Below are 19220 nucleotides of genomic sequence, written 5' to 3'. Positions count from 1 at the left end.
GCTTTGCCAAGATAATCGCCGACGAGGACACGGATAAAATCCTGGGGGCAGCAATTATGGGTCCGAACGCCACGGACCTGGTGCACGAGATAATACCAGCCATAAGCTCTGGAATTCCTGTAAAAGAATTGAGCAAAATTATCCACTCGCACCCGACTTTCAGCGAGGCGGTCATGGAAGCCCTGCACGATGTGCACGGCCAATCGATACATAAGGTGGATAGCTAATAAAGGATTTAAGGGGGTATTGCGATGAATCTGCCTTCCGATATAAAGTATCACAGGGAACATACGTGGGCAAAGGTAGAGGGGGAGGTTGTGGTCATAGGCATTACTGACTATGCTCAGGAAAAGTTAGGTGAAGTGCTATTTGTGGACCTCCCCGAAGTAGGCGATAATATTGAAAAGGACAGCATTTTTGGAACCGTAGAGTCTGGCAAGACAGCTTCGGACCTTTATGCGCCGGTTAGCGGAGAAGTGGTAGAGGTAAACGAAGAACTAGCGGACAGCCCCGAGCTGGTTAATGAGTCCCCTTATGAAAGGGGCTGGATGATCAAGGTGAAATTGAGCAATCCGTCAGAGCTCGAAGAATTGCTGGATAGCGAGAATTATAAGAAGTTACTTGAATAAAAATAAAAAAACCGCTTCTTAGATTTACACCGCCTAAGAAGCGGTTTTTGAATTTCAATTTTGCTTTTTTTCCATCTTTAATTTTACGTCTTTTCGCGTGCCCGGCTGGTTGCTTTCAAGCTGGGCTTTTTGGGATTTTACCTCGCGGGGAGCGGGCCTTCCGCCGGGCTTAAATATGTTGGAACCCGTTTCGGAAAGGGCGAAGGTTTTCCTTTGAGAAAAAAGTCTCTTTTTCAGCGACATAAAAACCCCCCTTTACGTCTGGTCCAGGCTGGAAAGCACCTTGTCAAACATGTCGATGGTGCACCTTCCACGGACCCAGTGGATACAGTTTTCGCAGCTTACCGGTTCTTTTCCCTCCTCCAGAGATTCAAAATCTTCACTGCCCGCATAGGTATAACCGGGGCACGCTTCTCCCACGGCGTGAAGTTGCATCTTGCTTACCATTTTTTTTCACTCCCGAATTTGATTTTCTAATTTTATTTTTAGCGGTTTATTGTAAAATATTTATATGATATGATATAAAAACAAAAGGGAGGAGGATGTAGCGTGCCCATTTACGAATACCGTTGCAATAGCTGCGGCCATAAATTTGAAGTTTTGAGAAAATTTGAAGAGAGGGACAATCCGATTGAGTGTCCCAGCTGCAAAAGCAGCGATACCCGCCGGCAGATGTCTGCTTTTGGTACGGCCAAAGGCAGCGGAAGTATGAGCTCATCCGGCTCCTGCGGCAGCTCCGGAAGTTCTAGGTTTGGGTGAGCCGCAAGGTAAAAGCCCTGTACGGGCTTTTCTGTAAAGCCAATTTCCCTTTGGGAGAGGGTTGCAAAATGAATCTAGAGCAGCTTCTTGCAAAATTAAAAAATTCCGATCGTTTCCAAAAGTGCGTAACCAGGTGGGAAGTAATACCTCCCAGGCCGCCGGAGTACGAACCCTTTCCCGATTTCCTCGATAAGAGGTTGATTTATGCCCTGAACAAAAAGGGAATTCATAGCCTGTATTCCCATCAGGCTAGGGCTTTAGAAGAGGTCTCAAAGGGTAACAGCGTGGTGGTGGTGACTCCCACCGCATCAGGGAAAACTTTGTGCTACAACCTGCCGGTGCTTCACACCATACTGCAGGATAAAAACAGCAGGGCCATATATCTTTTCCCCACTAAAGCTCTTTCCCAGGATCAGGTGGCAGAGCTCATGGAGACCATAGAGGCAATGGGGGAAGATATAAAGACCTTTACATACGACGGCGATACCCCGCCTTCTGCCAGAGTGGCTATTCGAAAAGACGGTCATATAGTTGTGACCAACCCCGACATGCTGCACACCGGCATACTTCCCCACCATACCAAGTGGATTAAATTGTTTTCCAATTTAAAGTACGTTGTCATAGACGAATTGCACACATATCGCGGAGTGTTCGGAAGCCACACCGCCAACGTAATCCGCCGCCTGCACAGAATATGCAGGTTTTACGGTTCGAATCCCGTTTTCATATGCTGCTCGGCTACAATAGCGAACCCCAGGGAGCTAGCAGAAAAACTGACGGGCAAGTCGATGGTTCTCATCGATAAAAACGGGGCACCTTCCGGAGAGAAAAATATCATTTTTTACAATCCCCCCGTGGTCAACCGGCAGCTCGGCATAAGGAAAAGCAGCCTTCTCGAGGCAAAGGACTTGGCATTGGAGTTTTTGAAAAACGGCATCAAGACGATCGTGTTTTCAAGGAGCCGGCTGGCAGTTGAAGTTATGCTGACGTACCTCAAAGAGGGGATGAAGAACACCTTTTACGGGTCTGAAGCCGTAAGGGGCTACAGGGGTGGTTACCTGCCTAGGGAAAGGCGGGAGATAGAAAAGGGTTTGAGAGATGGCAGAATTCTCGGTGTCGTGAGCACCAACGCTCTGGAACTCGGGATAGACATAGGAGGTCTGGATGTCAGCGTAATTACCGGTTATCCGGGGTCCATAGCCAGCACCTGGCAGCAGGCCGGCAGGGCCGGCAGGCGTTCGTCGGTGTCGGCGTCAATCTTGGTGGCCTCCAGCAGCCCCCTGGACCAGTATATAATAAACCACCCGGACTATTTTTTCGATTCACCGCCCGAAAGCGGCCTTATTAACCCGGATAACCTGTACATACTGGTGAGCCACATAAAATGCGCGGCCTTTGAACTGCCCTTTGAGGATGGCGAAAAATTCGGAGTTGAAACCACACAGGAGATACTGTCCTTTTTGGAAAGTGAGAAAATCCTGCGCCATGTGGGAGGAAGGTGGCACTGGATGGCTGAGGCTTTTCCGGCAGAAGAGGTTAGCTTGAGGAGCGCCACCACCGAAAACTTCGTTATAGTCGATATCACCGGGGAGCCCAGGGTCATAGGAGAGGTGGACAGAGCGAGCGCTCCCATGCTCATCCACGAGGAAGCGATTTACATCCACGGAGGCCAGCAGTACCAGGTGGAGAAACTGGACTACGAGGAAAAGAAGGCTTATGTAAGGAAAGTGGATGTGGATTATTACACCGATGCCAACCTGGCGGTGGAAATAAAGGTTTTGGATGTTATAAAAGAAAGGCTCAGGACAAAAGAAAGCGAGAAATACTACGGAGAAGTCCTCGTAAGGTCCATGGCTACGATGTTTAAGAAGATCAAATTTTTCACCCACGAGAATGTGGGTTCGGGTCCCATACACCTGCCGCCCGAGGAGATGCACACCACGGCTTTCTGGTTTACCGTGCCGGAGAATTTGCCGGACCTGACGCCGGAAGGTTTGAGAGCAGGACTTGCGGGGCTTTGTAACGTGCTCGTGAATATCGCTCCTCTTTACCTCATGTGCGACCCGAAGGATATACGCGGCGTTATCCACGTAAAGTCTCCCTTTACTCAAAAGCCGACGATATACATCTACGATGCATATCCGGGGGGCGTGGGGTTTGCCGAAAGGCTTTACCAAATGGACGATTCGCTTTTAAAGGCCGCCCGGCAGGTAATCCTTGAATGCGACTGCGATGATGGCTGTCCTTCCTGCGTGGGCCCTCTGGAAGAGGTGGGCGCGGGGAGCAAGGCTTTTGCGTTAAAGCTTATACAGGGAGTGTTGGACGATTGAACCTTTCTGAAAAGCTCCAGCGATTTATAAAGGAAGGGAGCCAGGGCAACAAATCATCCCGTGAGTCGGAAAGAACCGACGAATTAAATCGCGTGTCGCGGCTGCTGGGCGGGAAAATTGTGGCGACTCCTTACGGACCCCATGTGGCGGTGGAAAAAGTTTTCGAAGGTGATTTTTGCCACGCTGGAGTAAGGCTTTCTTCGGTTTTGGAAATTTCCGGAGAAGCTCTAAAACTTGCCGCCAAAAAAAGGGATGATTTTGAACTCGACGTAAGAAAGGCTGTTTTTGTCGATACCGAGACCACAGGCCTTGCGGGAGGGTCCGGCACCTACGCTTTTTTGGTTGGGGTCGGGTATTTTGAAGGCAGTTCTTTTAAATTGGTGCAATACTTTATGGACGACTTCGACGGGGAACCTGGTGTGCTTTACAGTTTGAAAAAGCTTTTAAGCAATTTTGAAAGCCTTGTGAGTTTTAACGGAAAGGCTTACGACATACCGCTGCTTTCCACCCGCTTTCTAATTAACAGAATGGAAAATCCCTTAGAGTTTATGAACCATTTTGACCTTTTCCACGGTGCGAGGCGAATATTCGGGCAAAGACTGGAGAGCCTGCGTTTGTCTTCGTTAGAGCAAAATCTTTTCCGCATGGAAAGAAGCGGCGATGTGCCCGGCTTTGAGATTCCTTCAATATATTTTAAGTACTTGAGGGACAAAAACCCATTTCCTTTAAAGCCCATCTTTTACCACAACCAGCTTGATATTCTCTCGATGGTAAGCCTCCTTTCAAAAATAGGGCAGGTTCTGAAAGACCCTTTTAACTCGGGTGCCTGCTCCGGGCAGGATTTTTACTGCCTCGGCAGGTTGTACGAAGACATGGGTATGCTGGAGGAAAGCATTAGATGTTACACCCTGGCCTTAAGCACCCAACCGGTAAAAGATAAGGCTTACAGGCAGCTTTCGCTTCTTTATAAAAAGATGGGCCGATGGCGTGAAGCTGAAAAACTCTGGATTCAAATGGCAAAAGAGGGTATAAATCGTCAGTTCGCGTTGATAGAGCTTTCTAAGCTCTATGAACACAGGATGAAGGATTACGAAAAGGCGGCATCGGCGGCCCGGGAAGCCTTGGAGGTTGCTCGAGATAAAAAGAGACTCTTGGGGAGGAGTTTTGACCCCGGCGAAATAGATGAAATAAGAAGGCGCCTTGACCGTATTTCGTTTAAAATGTCAAAAAACAGGGAGGAGCAGGTTAAGATTATATAGTGTATAGAGTATAAAAATTTTTCGGAGGTGGGTTTTATGAAAGACGCGGTGCTGATGGCCGCCCAGCTAATGGCCATATCGGCCAGGACGGCGCCCAAAGCCGGTGGAAAGGACAACATTAAGATAAGAATTGTGGAAGGAGAAGAATTGAAAAAAATTGCATCGGAAATGTACGCTTACGGTGAAAAAGCGGGGAAAATAAATTTTGACAGGGACGGAAAAAACGTAGAGGAATCCGATGCGGTAATGCTGATATCCATAAGCGATGCAAAACCCATGGGATTAAACTGCGGAGCCTGCGGATATCCTGCGTGCTCAGAACTTCCAGAACCGAAAGAAGGCCCGGAATTTAAAGGCCCCCTTTGTGCCTGGAAACTGATAGACCTTGGAATTGCCGTCGGCTCGGCTGTAAAAACGGCAAGCATATTGAATGTGGACAACCGCATAATGTACCGCATAGGCGTTGCGGCTAGGACATTAGGCCTCATCGAAGGAGAAGTTGTAATAGGGATACCGCTTTCCGCCAGCGGGAAAAATATCTATTTTGACAGAAAGTAGTTGTAATATGTTATTTTGGCGGGATTTTGTAAACTTGTATAGTAGGAAGGCTTGTGCTATAATATATCTACACTTCAAAGTAATTTTAGAAATTTAAAGGTCAACCTCCGGTAAGTGCTTTCTCCCTGCCAGCAGCGAGTGGAGGATGGTGCGAGCTCCACGGCATAGAAGGCACGTGGCGACGGAGGGAAAAGTTGAGTATAAAACTGAGTATAAAACTACATAAAATTTTCTAAAGTGGCAGGCGAAGGCCTGCAACTAGGGTGGGACCGTCCGCAAAAAGGACCCCTAGACTCTCGTCTAGGGGTTTTTAATTTTTCAATATATTACGTGGAAAGGAGAGGTATCATGACAGAAAGCGGCGAAAATAAGATGAACAAGGTAGTATCCCTGTGTAAGAGGAGAGGTTTTGTGTTCCAGGGGTCCGAAATTTACGGTGGGCTTGCAAATACGTGGGATTACGGCCCGCTAGGGGTGGAGCTGAAGCAAAACATAAAGAGGATATGGTGGAAAAAGGTCGTCTATGACAGGGACGACGTGGTGGGCCTTGACAGCGCCATTTTGATGCATCCCCGCGTCTGGGAAGCCTCGGGACATGTGGCGGGGTTTAACGACGCACTAGTGGACTGCAAGGAGTGCAAGGCAAGGTTCCGGGCTGACCACCTAATAGAAGAATCCTTGGGCATGCATGTTGAAGGCAAGAGCGTTCAGGAACTTAGCGAGATAATCCATTCAAACAACATAAAATGCCCGGTGTGCGGTAAGGTCAACTGGACTGACGCCCGGAAGTTCAATTTGATGTTCAAGACCCACCAAGGAGTAACGGAAGATTCCAGTTCGGTTGTGTACTTAAGACCCGAAACCGCTCAGGGTATATTCGTGAATTTCAAGAATGTGCTCGATACCAGCCGGGTAAAACTTCCCTTTGGAATCGCGCAGATAGGTAAGGCTTTCAGGAATGAGATAACACCGGGGAACTTTATCTTCAGGACCCGTGAGTTCGAACAGATGGAACTAGAGTATTTCGTAAAGCCCGGCGAAGACGGGAAGTGGTTCGAATACTGGAGGCAGTTTGCGATGGATTTCTTTTTGGAACTAGGCGTTAAAAAGGAAAACCTGCGCCTCCGAGACCATTCGCCGGATGAACTCTCCCACTATTCTAAAGCGACCACGGACCTAGAATACAATTTCCCCTTCGGATGGGGAGAACTGTGGGGAATCGCCAACAGGACCGATTACGACCTTTCAAGGCACATAGAATATTCAGGGAAAGGGCTTACGTATTTCGACCAGGAAGAAAACAGGCACATAGTGCCCTATGTAATAGAACCTTCACTCGGCGTAGATAGAGCCATGCTGGCAATACTGTGCGATGCTTACAGGGAAGAGGAAGTAGAAGGTGAAAAAAGGGTGGTGCTGGGCCTGCATCCCGTTCTGGCTCCTGTTAAATGTGCCGTGTTTCCTCTCTTTAAAAAAGGACCGCTGGAGGAACTGGCAAGGAAGATTTACCAGGACCTTAAAAAGGACTACGTCGTGGAATACGACAATACGGGCAGCATAGGCAAGCGTTACCGCCGTCAGGACGAGATAGGGACGCCGTACGCCATAACCGTTGATTTCGAAAGCCTCGAAGATCACAAAGTGACCGTGAGGGACAGGGACACGATGATTCAGGACAGGATAGGAATAGACCGCGTCAAAGAATATCTAAAAGAGAAACTGGGCTTTTAACTTGAAAGCCTGCATATTTTTTAAAAAAAGAGCCCACCCTATTTTTTGGAGGGGTGGGCTTTTTATGTATTATTTCCGGTATGACGGAAAAATACTAGACTTTACAAAGAGCCCTGTCGCGGAAAGAATATTGAAGATGGTGGACAACTGTTTCGTAAAGGAGCGTAAGGACAGAATAACGCTTTTTTCCCTGAATCTTACGATGGCCTGCCCAGGCCATTACAAAGAGGGCAATAAAATGGAGTTTTTCATGCTGCTAAACAGGAAAAAAACCGTTCCCACGTGCGACATGTGTTACTTCGGAATCGTGGGACGGGGAGAATTGTGCAGCCTCAATTCCTTTTTCCTTCCCGAGCACTTCCATCACAGGAGGGTAAATTTCAAGTCGATAATTCCGCTGCTGCGGTTTAAGGGATACCTGGAATTGCCGGTGCCCGACCCCCTGACGTGGAGCTATATGAACTTTCGGTATTAAAAAAAGCCGCTTTTAAAACGAAGCGGCTTTTTAGAATGCCTTGAGAGGATGCAGCGCTCTTTGCATTTCTTCTTTTATTTTCTCCAGGTCATCCGGAGTCCTGGCCTCGCACCGCACTATAAGTTCCGGCCCTGTATTTGAGGCCCTGACGAGACCCCATCCGTTCGGAAAGAGTACCCGGGCGCCGTCCACGTCAATCATCGGGTATCTTCCCCTGAAGTATTCCTGTACCGCCTTTACTTTCGAAAACTTTTCATCATCGGGGCATGGGACGCGGATTTCCGGAGTGGAGTAATATTTTGGCACATCAGACAGAAGTTCCGAAAGCTTTTTGTCGCTCCTTGAGAGAATCCTCAATAGCCTGGCGGCGGCGTAAAGGGCATCGTCGAAACCGTAGTATTCGTCGGCGAAAAACATGTGACCTGACATCTCGCCGGTAAAAACGGCGCCTATTTCTTTCATCTTGGCCTTAATGAGGGAATGCCCGGTTTTATAAAACATCGGTTTTCCACCGAGTTTTTCAATTTCTTCAACCAGAGCCTGGGAACACTTTACTTCCACGATGGCTGTGGTACCGGGGTACTTCGGGAGTATTTCACGCCAGAAAAGTACCATCAGCATATCGCCGTATATGACGTTTCCGGCATCATCCACAACTCCTATGCGGTCGCCGTCGCCATCAAAACCTATTCCAAGATCCAGTTTTTCCTTCAATACCAGTTCTCTTAAGTCCTTTAGATTTTCGGGCTTTACGGGGTCGGGGAAGTGATTGGGAAAGGATGGGTCGGATTCACAGTAAAGCGGGTATGTCTCAACGCCAAGCCGTTTAAATAGCTTTTCTGCGAAAAGCGAAGCGGTGCCGTTGCCGCAATCTATTCCAACACGGAGGGGTTTTACAAGTTTTATTTTTTCGCAGATTGTCGATATGTAATCTTCGGTGGGGTCAATGTGCGAAAGGGAACCTTCCCCCCTTTCGAATTCGCCTTTTTCCATCATTGCCCTTATATTCTGGATATCGTCGCCATAAAGCGTTGCATGGCCGAACGCCACTTTAAATCCGTTGTACTCGGGAGGATTGTGGCTGGCAGTTATCATAACTCCAGGGTTTATGTTGTAATGTATCCTGGAGAAGTAAAATACCGGAGTTATCACTGTCCCCAGGTCTACCACGTTGCACCCCGTGGAAAGCAGTCCTTCTATGAGGGCCTTTTTCAAAGAAGGAGACGAAGACCTGTTGTCGCATCCCACCACCACTTTATTTTCGCCGTTTTTCAGGGCAAAGGTGCCGAAGGCAAGCCCTAAAGTTTTAGCTACCTCTTCATCGATCTCCTCGCCCACGACTCCTCTTATGTCGTACTGCCGGAAAATATGGGGATTTAAGTTTTTCATAAGCCCACCTCCTGAAAGCTTTAGTATAGTCCGAGAAAACTCATTACTATTGATAGAACTATCTCGAAAGCTATGAGAAATATTATCATCCATTCAAGTCTTGTCCCTCTTTTTGCATGGACAAGGCTCGTGAACACTTCGGTTATATCAAGCAGGGTTTCGGTCTTATGGCGTATTTTCTCGTACCGGTCACCCAGTTCAAACTGCTCTTCCAGGTTGATATAAAGGTTTTCGCTTTCTTCGTTTATCCAGGTTATTTCAGGTTTATCAAGAAGCATTATGTGCGAAAGCGTGCTGTATTTGAAGCCCAGGATTTTGCCGGACATTTTTGCGAGCTTTTCGTCCGATATGTTTAATTTGCCCGTTTCGAGGTAATTTATTATATCTTCAACCGCGTCCATCAAATCGTCTATTTGGTCCTCTATTCTAGAAAGTGCTACGGATTTCGCAAGAACCGTTGCGATTATCTCTAAGTACATCTCGCCGATTTCCGGCAGTACCGTCCCTTCGTTGTTCACCAGAAACTCCTGTCCAGGATTTACTGTTACGGTGTAGTCATCGGTGTAGTCCAGGGACGATATGGAGGACAGGTTTTTTTCTATTTTCTTTAAATAGTCCAGAAGGTCCATGACTTCGTGGTGTTCGAAATCTAAAAACACTATCGAGCCGAAGGAAAAAATGTATGCCGATTTTCCATCGGGCATTCGCAAAATGCCCTTTAATTGCTCTTCTGAAAGGACCAGAGGCTCATCCCACTGGTACTTTTTATTTATGCCGAAATGATTGGACAAGCGATTGATATTTATCTCGTTGCACAAAGAGGCGGCCAGAAGTTTAATTTTTTTCAATTTACCGAACCTCCTACATTATAAATTATACCATTGCGTCCTGACAATCACAATATTGGTGGCATTTGGGGGACAATATTTCGCAAATAATAATTGACAGCGAAATATAATATTATTAAAATAAAAACTGTCTGTCTTAAAGGCCGGGATACAAAAAACTATATTCATTGGATTCTAAACAACCATTCAAAAGAGGGAGGGGTAGCGGTGAAAATTAATAATTTTAACAGATGGATCTGGCTCTTATTTATAATTTTTCTGATTCTCGGTCTGATGAATCCTGCATTTGGGGTGATGGCAGGGGCGTGTATGGTATCACCCGTGGCGATGGGTTTTTTCAAAGGCAGGATATGGTGTGGGAGGTACTGCCCGAGGGGCAGCTTTTACGACCAGGTATTGGCTAGGGTCGGCAAAAAAAACCGGCGAATTCCGGTTTTGCTTAAAAGAGCCTGGTTTCGCTGGGCCGTTTTCGTTTCGCTCATGGCCTTTATGGCTTACAATCTCTTTCGGGCAGAAAAGACATTAACCGGAATAGGTGCGGTTTTCTATACCATGGTAGTTTTGACCACATTTATCGGGACTATACTCGGATATTTCTTTTCGCCTCGCAGCTGGTGCAAGATTTGTCCAATGGGTACCCTTGCTGTGGTGGCGCAAAGAGGCGTAAAAGAACCCGTTACCTTGGATTCCGGAAGGTGCAAATCATGCCGTATATGCACGAGGAGCTGCCCGATGGAAATTCTGGTGCACTCTTTCAAGGAGGATGGAAAGGTGCTTGCCCCCGACTGTCTGAAATGCGGTGTATGCATTCAATCATGCCCGGTCAAGGCATTGCACTTTGGAACAGGCCGCAAAAATGCGGCCTAATTGCGTTAAAATGGAAGGAAGAATTTGAGAAAATGTGCTATAATGATAAAAGAACACTTTTTTTCGGAGGACAGTAATGAAGGCTGTCGTTTTTGCGGGAGGGCATGTAGGAGATTATAGCAGAATGGAAAAATATTTGAGTGGTGCGAGTTTGATTATTTGTGCTGACAGCGGCATACGCCATGCCTTTAGAATGGGAATTATCCCGCATTTAATTGTCGGAGACATGGATTCTACATCAGAAGAAGACAAAAAGAAAATAGAGTATTACAAGATAAAGAAGCTTTCTTTTCCTAAAGAAAAAGATTTCACCGACACGGAACTGGCCTTGGAAGTTGCATTGCAAGAAGGTGCAGATGAAGCTGTACTGCTTGGGGGATTGGGAGACAGGCCTGATCACAGCCTGGCTAATGTGCTTCTCATGGTAAGTTTTAAAAAAAGGGGACTCGAGCTCACGCTTGCGGGGAAAAATTGGGAGATGTTTTTGGTCGATGGCAAAAGAAAAATAAAGGGCCAAAAAGGACAAATTCTATCACTTTTACCAGTTACGCCGAAAGTGACCGGGATAAAGACGAGTGGATTGTATTACCCTCTGCGGGATGAAACCCTCCTTATGGGAACCTCAAGGGGAATAAGCAACGTTTTCCTTGATGACGAAGCCGTGGTGGAAATAAGAGAAGGTATGTTAATTGCTGTAAAATGGATTGAAAGCTGAAAATTGCAGGCGGAGAATACATAATTTTGAGAAAAAGGTGGAATATTATGTTTTCAAAGGACCTTTTCGGAGCCATAGTTGATTCAATCCACGACGGCATAATAGCAATCGACCCCGACGAGCGGATAATTATACTCAATCGTTCTGCGCAAAAAATTCTAAAGATAGAAGGGGAAAAAGCTCTTGGGAAAAAAGTAGGAGAAGTGGTGCCCAACACCAGGCTTCCAGTTGTGCTTCGAACAGGGGTTCCAGAACTCAACCAGTTGCAGGAGCTGGAGGATACCACCATTGTTACCAACCGCATGCCGGTTTTCGACGACTCCGGCAGGATAATCGGGGCGGTGGCCGTCTTCCGCGATATAACGGAGGTCAAACACCTGGCCGAAGAGGTAACGAATTTGCGGGAGCTTCACGGCCTGCTGGAGGCCATTATAAATTCGACTCAGGATGCCATCTCCGTAGTGGACGCCCAAGGTAAGGGAATCCTTGTAAATAAAGCTTACACCAGGATAGTGGGCCTTACGAAGGAAGACGTCATAGGAAAGCCCGCCACCGTCGACATAGCCGAAGGCGAGAGTGTGCACTACCAGGTCTTGAAGACCGGAAAACCGATAAAAGGCGTTCCTATGAAGGTGGGGCCCAACAAGAGGGAAGTAATAGTTCATGCCGCTCCCATAATTGTTGAAGGCCGTTTAAAGGGCAGCGTGGCAGTAATCCACGATGTTTCCGAGATAAAAAAGCTTACTGAAGAGCTGGAGTACGTAAAGCGGCGGATGAGGCATCTTGAAGCCAAGTACACTTTCGACGACATATTAGGGGAAAGCAGGGCGATAAAGGAAGCCATAGAGGCGGCAAGGAATGCCGCAAAAACCAATGCTACGGTGCTTTTGCGGGGTGAAAGCGGAACGGGAAAGGAACTTTTCGCCCACGCCATTCACAACAGTAGCGAACGGCGGCACAACCAGTTCATACGGGTGAACTGCTCGGCTCTGACCGACAGTCTCTTGGGGAGCGAACTTTTCGGCTACGCGGATGGAGCTTTTACCGGTGCCAGAAAGGGTGGCAGGAAAGGGCTTTTCGAGGAAGCCAACGGCGGGACCATATTCCTTGACGAAATAGGGGAAATAGGCCTAAACCACCAGGCCATGTTGCTCAGAGTGCTGAATGAAAAGGAAATCATAAGGGTTGGAGAGAGCAAACCTATCCCGGTGGACGTCAGGGTTATCGCCGCAACCAACATCAACCTGGAGAAGGCTGTGGAAGAGGGACGCTTCAGAAAGGACCTATATTACAGGCTTAACGTGGTGCCCATATATATTCCTCCTCTAAGGGAGCGCAAAACTGATATCCCCATTTTGGCTGAACACTTTATAAGAAAGTACAACCAGGAATATGGCAGGGCTGTTGAAGCTATAGATAAGGAAGCGCTCAATGTACTGATGGAATATGATTGGCCCGGAAACATAAGAGAGCTGGAGAATGTGATAAGCAGGGCCATAATCAACATGGAATTCGGAGAAAGCGTCATCGAAAAAAAGCACCTTCCACGATTTTACTTCCATCAAAAACGCGGTGATTCCTCTACGATCGCCGGCGGCGGAATTTCAAAGCCGCTAAAGGATATCCTTGAAGATGCGGAAAGGGAAGCCATCAAGGAAGCCCTCGAAAAAACAGGTGGAAACAGGAATGAGGCCGCCAGGATACTCGGGATTTCGGTTAGAAACCTGTTTTACAAACTTAAAAAATATAATCTCTAAATCGGGTAATGCAAAATATTTCATGTAATACCTTGCATGAAGTGCAAAAATTTGCAGTCCCGGTGATTCGAAAAAAGGCGGAAAATGCCGCCTTTCTTTTTTTTTGAAATTGGCACGAATTTTGCCTATTTAATATTTGCGGAGGTGGTCGAGTGAAGTCGCTTAAGGAAATGCTAGACATTGCCCGCCGGGCAAATACCAAGACGATGGCTGTAGTAAAAGCCGAAGATGAAGATGTATTAAAAGCCGTCAAGGCGGCGAGCGATTTGGGATTGATAAATGGTGTCCTCGTAGGAGACAAGGAGAAAATAGAGCCGATATTGGATAAGCTCGAGATGGAAAGACGAAATTTAGAGATTATTGACGAAAAGGATACTGTCAAGGCTGTAACGCTCGCGGTTGAAATGGCCAAAAAAGGCGAGGTCCAGGCATTAATGAAAGGACTCATACAGACGAGGGATTTTCTAAAGGGCATCGTTTCCGGTGATAAATCCCTCACGGGCGGCCGCCTGTTGAGCCACGTTGCGGTTTTTCAGGTACCCCATATGGAAAAGCTAATCCTTGTTACCGATGCCGCAATGAACATCGCCCCGGATTTGCCGCAGAAATACCAGATAATGAAAAACAGCTTGAAAGTGGCTCGAAGCCTGGGTATGGAGCGTCCAAAAGTTGCTGTTTTGTCGGCGGTGGAAATAGTAAATCCGTCCATTCCTTCGACGATGGATGCGGCTATCTTGTCCAAGATGGCCCAGAGGGACCGGCTGGATGCCATAGTGGATGGTCCGCTAGCCCTGGACAATGCGGTGTCGAAAGAAGCCTGCGCTCACAAGGGCATCGATTCTCCGGTAGGCGGTGATGCAGACATTTTGCTGGTACCCGAACTTGTGAGCGGAAATATCCTGTATAAGTCCCTGGTTTATTTTGCCAAAGCCAAAGTAGCGGGCGTTGTGGTAGGAGCTGAAGTTCCGGTGGTGCTGACTTCCCGAGCCGATTCCGATGAGAGCAAGACCTACTCGATTGCGCTGAGCGCGCTTATTGGTTAGAGCAAAATAAATTTTCATAAAATTTAAATGGAGGGATAATAATGGAAATATTTAAAGTGATTGGCGAAATGGGCCATGAGGAGGTAGTTTTCTGCAACGATCCGGAGTCGGGCCTCAAGGCCATAATTGCGGTTCACAATACGAATTTAGGACCTGCTCTGGGCGGATGCCGCATGTGGAGCTACGACTCGGAGGAGGACGCCATAAGGGATGTCCTGCGGCTCTCAAGGGGTATGACCTATAAAAATGCCATGATGAACCTGCCCCTTGGCGGTGGGAAATCGGTAATAATAGGCGACCCGCGGAAGGACAAGTCTGAGAAACTTTTCAGAGCATTCGGCAAATTCGTCAACAGCCTGGGTGGCAAGTATATCACCGCCGAAGACGTCGGAACCTGTCCGGAGGATATGAGATACGTGGCGCAGGAAACCTCTTACGTCGCGGGTCTTGATGGAAAGAGCGGAGACCCATCGCCCATCACAGCCTTTGGCGTTTTCCTGGGCATCAAAGCTTGCTGCGAGTGGGTGTACGGCAACGATGACCTGAAAGGAAAGGTTGTGGCTATACAGGGCCTTGGTCATGTGGGTATGGAACTCGTGAGGCTTTTGACGGAAGCCGGGGCAAAGCTGGTGGTCACAGACATATACTCCGACAGGATAGACGAAGCAAAAGAAAAATACGGTGTTGAGGCGGTAGACCCCGACAAAATATTCGATGTAGCATGCGATATATTTGCTCCGTGCGCACTCGGCGCGGTCATAAACGAAAATACCGTGGACAGACTAAGGTGCAAAATAGTGGCCGGTGCTGCCAATAACCAGCTGAAGGACGAGAGTTTTGCGGAAAGGCTAGCAAAAAGAGGAATCCTTTATGCTCCCGATTACGTGATAAACGGCGGAGGGGTAATCAACGTTTCAATCGAAGTGTCAGGGGAAATTTACAGCCGCGAACTGGTCAACGAAAAGCTTAAGATAATCCCCAAGAGGTTAAAGGAAGTTTTCGAGTTTGCAGAAAAAGAAAAGGTTACCACTGCCAGGGCGGCTGACATGATAGCCGAAAGGATATTCATGAAAAAATTTAATCAAATCAGCTAAATCTTCAAAGAATGGAGGAAAGCGCTGGTGGCCTTGGGAATCCTGGCTATAAATCCCGGTTCGACCTCTACCAAAATTGCCGTATTTGAAAGCGAAAATCTCGTTTTCGAAGAAAAAATCGCCCATTCATCCGAAGAGCTTTCGAAGTTCGATAGCATAGTAGCTCAATATCCTTTCAGGAAAAAGTTAATCCTTGATGTAATAAAATCCAGGGGTTATAATCTGAGTAACCTCAAAGCCGTAGTAGGGCGCGGAGGACTTTTAAAGCCTTTAGAAGGAGGAACGTACGCCGTAAATCAAAGGATGCTAGAAGACCTGAAAAATGGTGTGTACGGAGAGCATGCTTCCAATTTAGGAGGAATTTTGGCCCACGAAATAGGCCGGGAACTGGGAATACCTGCCTTCATAGTGGACCCGGTGGTGGTGGATGAATTGGAACCTGTTGCAAAAGTTACGGGTATTCCCGAGATAAGACGTCGCAGTGTGTTCCACGCTTTAAACCAGAAAGCCGTGGCAAGGCGCCTTGCGAGGAATATGGGGAAAAGGTACGATGAGCTGAATTTAATCGTGGCCCACCTGGGCGGGGGCATTACGGTAGGGGCTCATAAAAGAGGTCGAGTAGTAGAAGTAAACAACGGCCTGGACGGCGAAGGACCTTTTTCACCCGAGAGGGCGGGCCGTTTGCCGTTGATGGATTTTGCAAAATTGGTTCTCACGAAGAATTTGACCATAAATGAGATAAAGAAAATGCTGGCGGGCAAGGGCGGACTTGTGGCCTATTTTGGGACCAACGACGCGAGAGAAATAAAAAAGATGATACAGGAAGGCAACGAGGAGGCAAAGCTGGTGTACGAAGCCATGGCGTATCAGGTGGCCAGGGAAATAGGCGCCTGTGCTGCGGTACTCTGCGGAAAAGTCGACGCAGTCATCCTTACCGGGGGGCTTGCCCACGACGAAATGCTGGTGGAATGGATAAAAGAAAGGGTATCCTTCATAGCGCCGGTATACGTTTTCCCTGGTGAGGACGAGCTCAAAGCCCTTGCGGAAGGAGCCTTAAGGGTGCTTGCCGGCGAAGAAAGGCCGAAAGAGTACGTTTAAAACTTTTTAGAAGATGGGAGGCATGAAATTGAGCAAGATTATCATAGATAAAGACAGGTGCAAGGGCTGCGGCCTTTGCATCGAAGTTTGTCCCAAAAAGGTGCTCTTTTTTGACAATGATTCGGTAAACGTTCTAGGTTATCATCCCGTTGCCGCGAAAGAAGGGTGTATAGCTTGCGGCTTTTGCGCCACCATGTGCCCTGATGTAGTATTTACGATTTACCGCGAGGAAAAAGGGGGAAAGTAAAATTGGAAAAGGTTCTTATGAAAGGTAATGAAGCCCTGGCTGAAGCGGCCATTAGGGCGGGATGCAAGTGCTTTTTCGGATATCCCATAACGCCACAGAGCGAACTTCCTGCATACCTCGCAAGGGAAATGCCGAAAAGGGGCGGGGTTTTCCTGCAAGCCGAAAGCGAAGTGGCGGCCATAAACATGGTGTACGGAGCCGCGGGAGCGGGGGTTAGGGTCATGACATCTTCCTCCAGCCCCGGCATAAGCCTCAAGCAGGAGGGAATATCGTATCTTTGCGGCGCCGAGCTGCCATGTGTGATAGTGAATATCATGAGGGGAGGGCCGGGCCTCGGAGACATTCAGCCCGCTCAGTCGGACTATTTCCAGGCAACCCGCGGCGGGGGCCACGGCGATTACAGGACGATAGTCCTCGCACCTTCATCCGTGCAGGAACTGGTGGATTTGGTGTACGATGCCTTTGACCTGGCGGATATGTATAGAAACCCGGTGCTCATCCTCGGCGATGGAATCTTAGGACAGATGATGGAGCCGGTGGTGTTTAAAGAAAGACCTGCAAGACAGCTTCCGCCAAAGGATTGGGCCACCACGGGCAAGATGGGAAGGCAAAAGACCAACGTTATAAATTCCCTTTACCTCGACCCCGTAAAGCTCGAAGAGCACAACTTAAAGCTTTTTAAAAAATACCAGGAAATTGAAGCAAAAGAACAAAGATACGAAATATTAAACGGCGATGACGCCGAGTACTTCGTGGTGGCTTACGGTATCTGCGCCCGAATAGCCCATGCGGCTGTGGAAATGGCTCGGGAAGATGGCATAAAAGTGGGGCTTATAAGGCCCATAACGCTGTGGCCGTATCCCAAAAAGGCCTTCGAAGAAGTTTTACCAAAGGCCAAAGCATTCCTGACTGTGGAACTGTCCTTGGGGCAGATGGTGGAAGATGTGAAACTCTCGGTAGAAGGGCGCGCTCCGGTGTACTTCTACGGAAGAACGGGTGGTATGGTGCCGACCGCCGAAGAGATATTCGAAGAAATAAAGAAAATGAGGGGGCTTTCCTGATGAAAGTGGTTTTTGAAAGGCCGAAATCCTTACAGCCGACCAAAACCCATTATTGTCCCGGATGCGGTCACGGTGTTATACACCGGCTGGTGGCCGAGGTAATGGATGAACTTGGCATCCAGGACAAAACCATAGGCGTCGCTCCCGTAGGGTGTGCCGTTTTGGCTTATAACTACTTTGATTGCGATATGCAGCAGGCGGCTCACGGAAGGGCTCCAGCCGTAGCTACAGGAATTAAAAGGGCCCTACCCGACCGAGTGGTGTTTACCTATCAGGGCGACGGGGACCTGGCAGCCATAGGAACCGCGGAAATCGTCCACGCAGCTGCAAGGGGTGAGAATATAACGGTGATTTTCGTGAATAATGCCATATACGGAATGACCGGCGGGCAGATGGCGCCCACCACGCTGGTAGGGCAGAAAACCGAAACCAGCCCTTACGGGCGAGATCCGCAAATGGCAGGATACCCGATTAGGGTGTGCGAAATGCTGGCGACCCTGGACGGGCCTTCGTTTTTGGCCAGGGCCGAACTCACGGATGTCAAGAATATAAATAAGGCGAAAAGCTATATAAAAAAGGCCTTCGAAATGCAGCTTTCAGGAAAAGGATTTTCTTTAGTGGAAATTTTATCCCCCTGCCCGACCAACTGGGGAATGAAGCCCAAAGATGCGGTAGATTGGGTAAAGAACGAAATGGTAAAGGTATTTCCGCCGGGCGTTTTTAAAGAGCCGAAGGAGGGATAGAAAAATGAAGATGGAAATCATTATGGCAGGTTTCGGCGGTCAGGGGATAATGTTGATGGGCGAGATTTTGGCCCACAGCGCGATGCTGGAGGGGCGAGAAGTTTCCTGGATTCCTTCGTACGGTCCGGAAATGAGGGGCGGAACGGCAAACTGCATGGTGGTGATTTCGGACAAAAGGATTCCGTCGCCAATCATATCTTCGCCCGATGTGCTTGTGGCGATGAACAAGCCCTCCATGGAAAAGTTCACACCGATGGTTAAATCCGGGGGGATAGTGATTTTAAATAAAGCCTTAATCGACGAAAGGCCCGCAAGGGACAATATAAAGGTGATCGAAGTCGATGCCACCGGCATAGCCGATGAGCTTGGAAACATGAGAGTCGCCAACATGGTGGCCTTGGGAGTGCTCATCGGCGAAACGGGAATAGTAAAACCGGAAACCGTGATAAAGTCCATAGACTATTTCCTCCCCGCCCACCGGAAAAACATGATGGAGATAAACGAGAAGGCCCTGAAAAGGGGAATCGCGGAAGTACAAAAGTAATATACAGAGGATATAATGCCTTGAAGCCCGGTTTTACCGGGATACCCGGTATCACCGGGTGTTTTTTATATAG

General features: G+C 48.0%; 21 protein-coding genes and 1 pseudogene. 18 read left to right on the top strand and 4 right to left on the bottom strand.

The window, feature by feature from the left end; translation table 11 throughout:
• Both AN618_RS01880 and gcvH read left to right on the top strand, forming a co-directional pair.
• Positions 1–227 (top strand): annotated as a pseudogene (locus AN618_RS01880) (dihydrolipoyl dehydrogenase); the annotation flags it as partial.
• A gap of 24 nt (positions 228–251) precedes the next feature.
• Positions 252–629 carry a glycine cleavage system protein GcvH gene (gcvH, locus tag AN618_RS01875; protein ID WP_066351351.1) on the top strand — a complete coding sequence of 126 codons (378 nt, stop codon included), beginning with the start codon at positions 252–254 and terminating at the stop codon, positions 627–629.
• A 54-nt stretch (positions 630–683) separates the two neighbouring features.
• Here the strand turns inward: gcvH and AN618_RS01870 are convergent, their stop codons facing one another.
• Both AN618_RS01870 and AN618_RS01865 read right to left on the bottom strand, forming a co-directional pair.
• Positions 684–872 (bottom strand): hypothetical protein, encoded by a 189-nt coding sequence (locus AN618_RS01870; protein WP_066351349.1) that lies wholly within the window; start codon positions 870–872, stop codon positions 684–686.
• Positions 873–884: 12 nt separating this feature from the next.
• Positions 885–1076 carry a hypothetical protein gene (locus AN618_RS01865; RefSeq protein WP_066351348.1) on the bottom strand — a complete coding sequence of 64 codons (192 nt, stop codon included), beginning with the start codon at positions 1074–1076 and terminating at the stop codon, positions 885–887.
• Positions 1077–1178: 102 nt separating this feature from the next.
• Here AN618_RS01865 and AN618_RS01860 point away from each other — a divergent pair, with 102 nt between their 5' ends.
• The 6 genes from AN618_RS01860 (at position 1179) to AN618_RS01835 (ending at position 7741) form a co-directional block, all read left to right on the top strand.
• Positions 1179–1388: an FmdB family zinc ribbon protein gene (locus AN618_RS01860; protein ID WP_066351347.1), complete on the top strand. Its 210-nt coding sequence runs from the start codon at positions 1179–1181 to the stop codon at positions 1386–1388.
• A gap of 68 nt (positions 1389–1456) precedes the next feature.
• Positions 1457–3718: a DEAD/DEAH box helicase gene (locus AN618_RS01855; protein ID WP_066351390.1), complete on the top strand. Its 2262-nt coding sequence runs from the start codon at positions 1457–1459 to the stop codon at positions 3716–3718.
• Positions 3715–4977, top strand: coding sequence for a ribonuclease H-like domain-containing protein (locus AN618_RS01850; protein ID WP_066351346.1), 1263 nt, complete (start codon positions 3715–3717; stop codon positions 4975–4977). The genes AN618_RS01855 and AN618_RS01850 overlap by 4 nt, the downstream gene beginning before the upstream one ends.
• A gap of 36 nt (positions 4978–5013) precedes the next feature.
• The gene (locus AN618_RS01845) at positions 5014–5535 is read left to right on the top strand and encodes a ferredoxin domain-containing protein (protein WP_066351344.1); all 522 of its coding nucleotides are present in this window, start codon (positions 5014–5016) and stop codon (positions 5533–5535) included.
• Positions 5536–5883: 348 nt separating this feature from the next.
• Complete coding sequence (locus AN618_RS01840; protein ID WP_066351343.1) at positions 5884–7266, top strand: glycine--tRNA ligase; 1383 nt, start codon at positions 5884–5886, stop codon at positions 7264–7266.
• Positions 7267–7330: 64 nt separating this feature from the next.
• A complete protein-coding gene (locus tag AN618_RS01835) occupies positions 7331–7741 on the top strand; it encodes a hypothetical protein (protein WP_157081596.1) in 411 nt (136 codons plus the stop codon).
• A 30-nt stretch (positions 7742–7771) separates the two neighbouring features.
• Here the strand turns inward: AN618_RS01835 and AN618_RS01830 are convergent, their stop codons facing one another.
• Both AN618_RS01830 and AN618_RS01825 read right to left on the bottom strand, forming a co-directional pair.
• Positions 7772–9130, bottom strand: coding sequence for a phosphomannomutase/phosphoglucomutase (locus AN618_RS01830; RefSeq protein WP_066351337.1), 1359 nt, complete (start codon positions 9128–9130; stop codon positions 7772–7774).
• Positions 9131–9150: 20 nt separating this feature from the next.
• The gene (locus tag AN618_RS01825) at positions 9151–9978 is read right to left on the bottom strand and encodes an RMD1 family protein (RefSeq protein ID WP_066351334.1); all 828 of its coding nucleotides are present in this window, start codon (positions 9976–9978) and stop codon (positions 9151–9153) included.
• Between the two features lie 273 nt (positions 9979–10251).
• Here AN618_RS01825 and AN618_RS01820 point away from each other — a divergent pair, with 273 nt between their 5' ends.
• From AN618_RS01820 to AN618_RS01775, 10 genes are all read left to right on the top strand, one after another.
• Positions 10252–10845, top strand: coding sequence for a 4Fe-4S binding protein (locus AN618_RS01820; protein WP_157081595.1), 594 nt, complete (start codon positions 10252–10254; stop codon positions 10843–10845).
• A 76-nt stretch (positions 10846–10921) separates the two neighbouring features.
• On the top strand, positions 10922–11560 hold the full coding sequence (locus AN618_RS01815; protein WP_066351331.1) for a thiamine diphosphokinase: 639 nt from the start codon (positions 10922–10924) through the stop codon (positions 11558–11560).
• A gap of 47 nt (positions 11561–11607) precedes the next feature.
• The gene (locus AN618_RS01810; RefSeq protein WP_066351330.1) at positions 11608–13317 is read left to right on the top strand and encodes a sigma-54 interaction domain-containing protein; all 1710 of its coding nucleotides are present in this window, start codon (positions 11608–11610) and stop codon (positions 13315–13317) included.
• 152 nt (positions 13318–13469) lie between these two features.
• On the top strand, positions 13470–14360 hold the full coding sequence (locus tag AN618_RS01805; RefSeq protein ID WP_066351329.1) for a bifunctional enoyl-CoA hydratase/phosphate acetyltransferase: 891 nt from the start codon (positions 13470–13472) through the stop codon (positions 14358–14360).
• Positions 14361–14401: 41 nt separating this feature from the next.
• Positions 14402–15454 (top strand): Glu/Leu/Phe/Val family dehydrogenase, encoded by a 1053-nt coding sequence (locus AN618_RS01800; protein ID WP_066351327.1) that lies wholly within the window; start codon positions 14402–14404, stop codon positions 15452–15454.
• 24 nt (positions 15455–15478) lie between these two features.
• Positions 15479–16552, top strand: coding sequence for a butyrate kinase (buk, locus tag AN618_RS01795; RefSeq protein ID WP_157081594.1), 1074 nt, complete (start codon positions 15479–15481; stop codon positions 16550–16552).
• Positions 16553–16574: 22 nt separating this feature from the next.
• Positions 16575–16799: a 4Fe-4S dicluster domain-containing protein gene (locus AN618_RS01790; protein WP_245628341.1), complete on the top strand. Its 225-nt coding sequence runs from the start codon at positions 16575–16577 to the stop codon at positions 16797–16799.
• A gap of 2 nt (positions 16800–16801) precedes the next feature.
• Positions 16802–17860: a 3-methyl-2-oxobutanoate dehydrogenase subunit VorB gene (locus AN618_RS01785; RefSeq protein ID WP_066351323.1), complete on the top strand. Its 1059-nt coding sequence runs from the start codon at positions 16802–16804 to the stop codon at positions 17858–17860.
• Positions 17860–18603: a thiamine pyrophosphate-dependent enzyme gene (locus AN618_RS01780; protein WP_066351318.1), complete on the top strand. Its 744-nt coding sequence runs from the start codon at positions 17860–17862 to the stop codon at positions 18601–18603. Before AN618_RS01785 ends, AN618_RS01780 begins: the two co-directional genes overlap by 1 nt.
• Positions 18604–18607: 4 nt before the next feature.
• Positions 18608–19147, top strand: a complete 540-nt coding sequence (locus AN618_RS01775) for a 2-oxoacid:ferredoxin oxidoreductase subunit gamma family protein (protein ID WP_066351316.1) — start codon at positions 18608–18610, stop codon at positions 19145–19147.
• The last annotated feature ends 73 nt before the right edge of the window (positions 19148–19220 follow it).

Origin of the sequence: Fervidicola ferrireducens, from assembly GCF_001562425.1 — a bacterium.
In the GTDB taxonomy this organism is placed as follows: domain Bacteria; phylum Bacillota; class Thermosediminibacteria; order Thermosediminibacterales; family Thermosediminibacteraceae; genus Fervidicola; species Fervidicola ferrireducens.
This window is presented reverse-complemented; position numbering and strand designations above follow the sequence as displayed.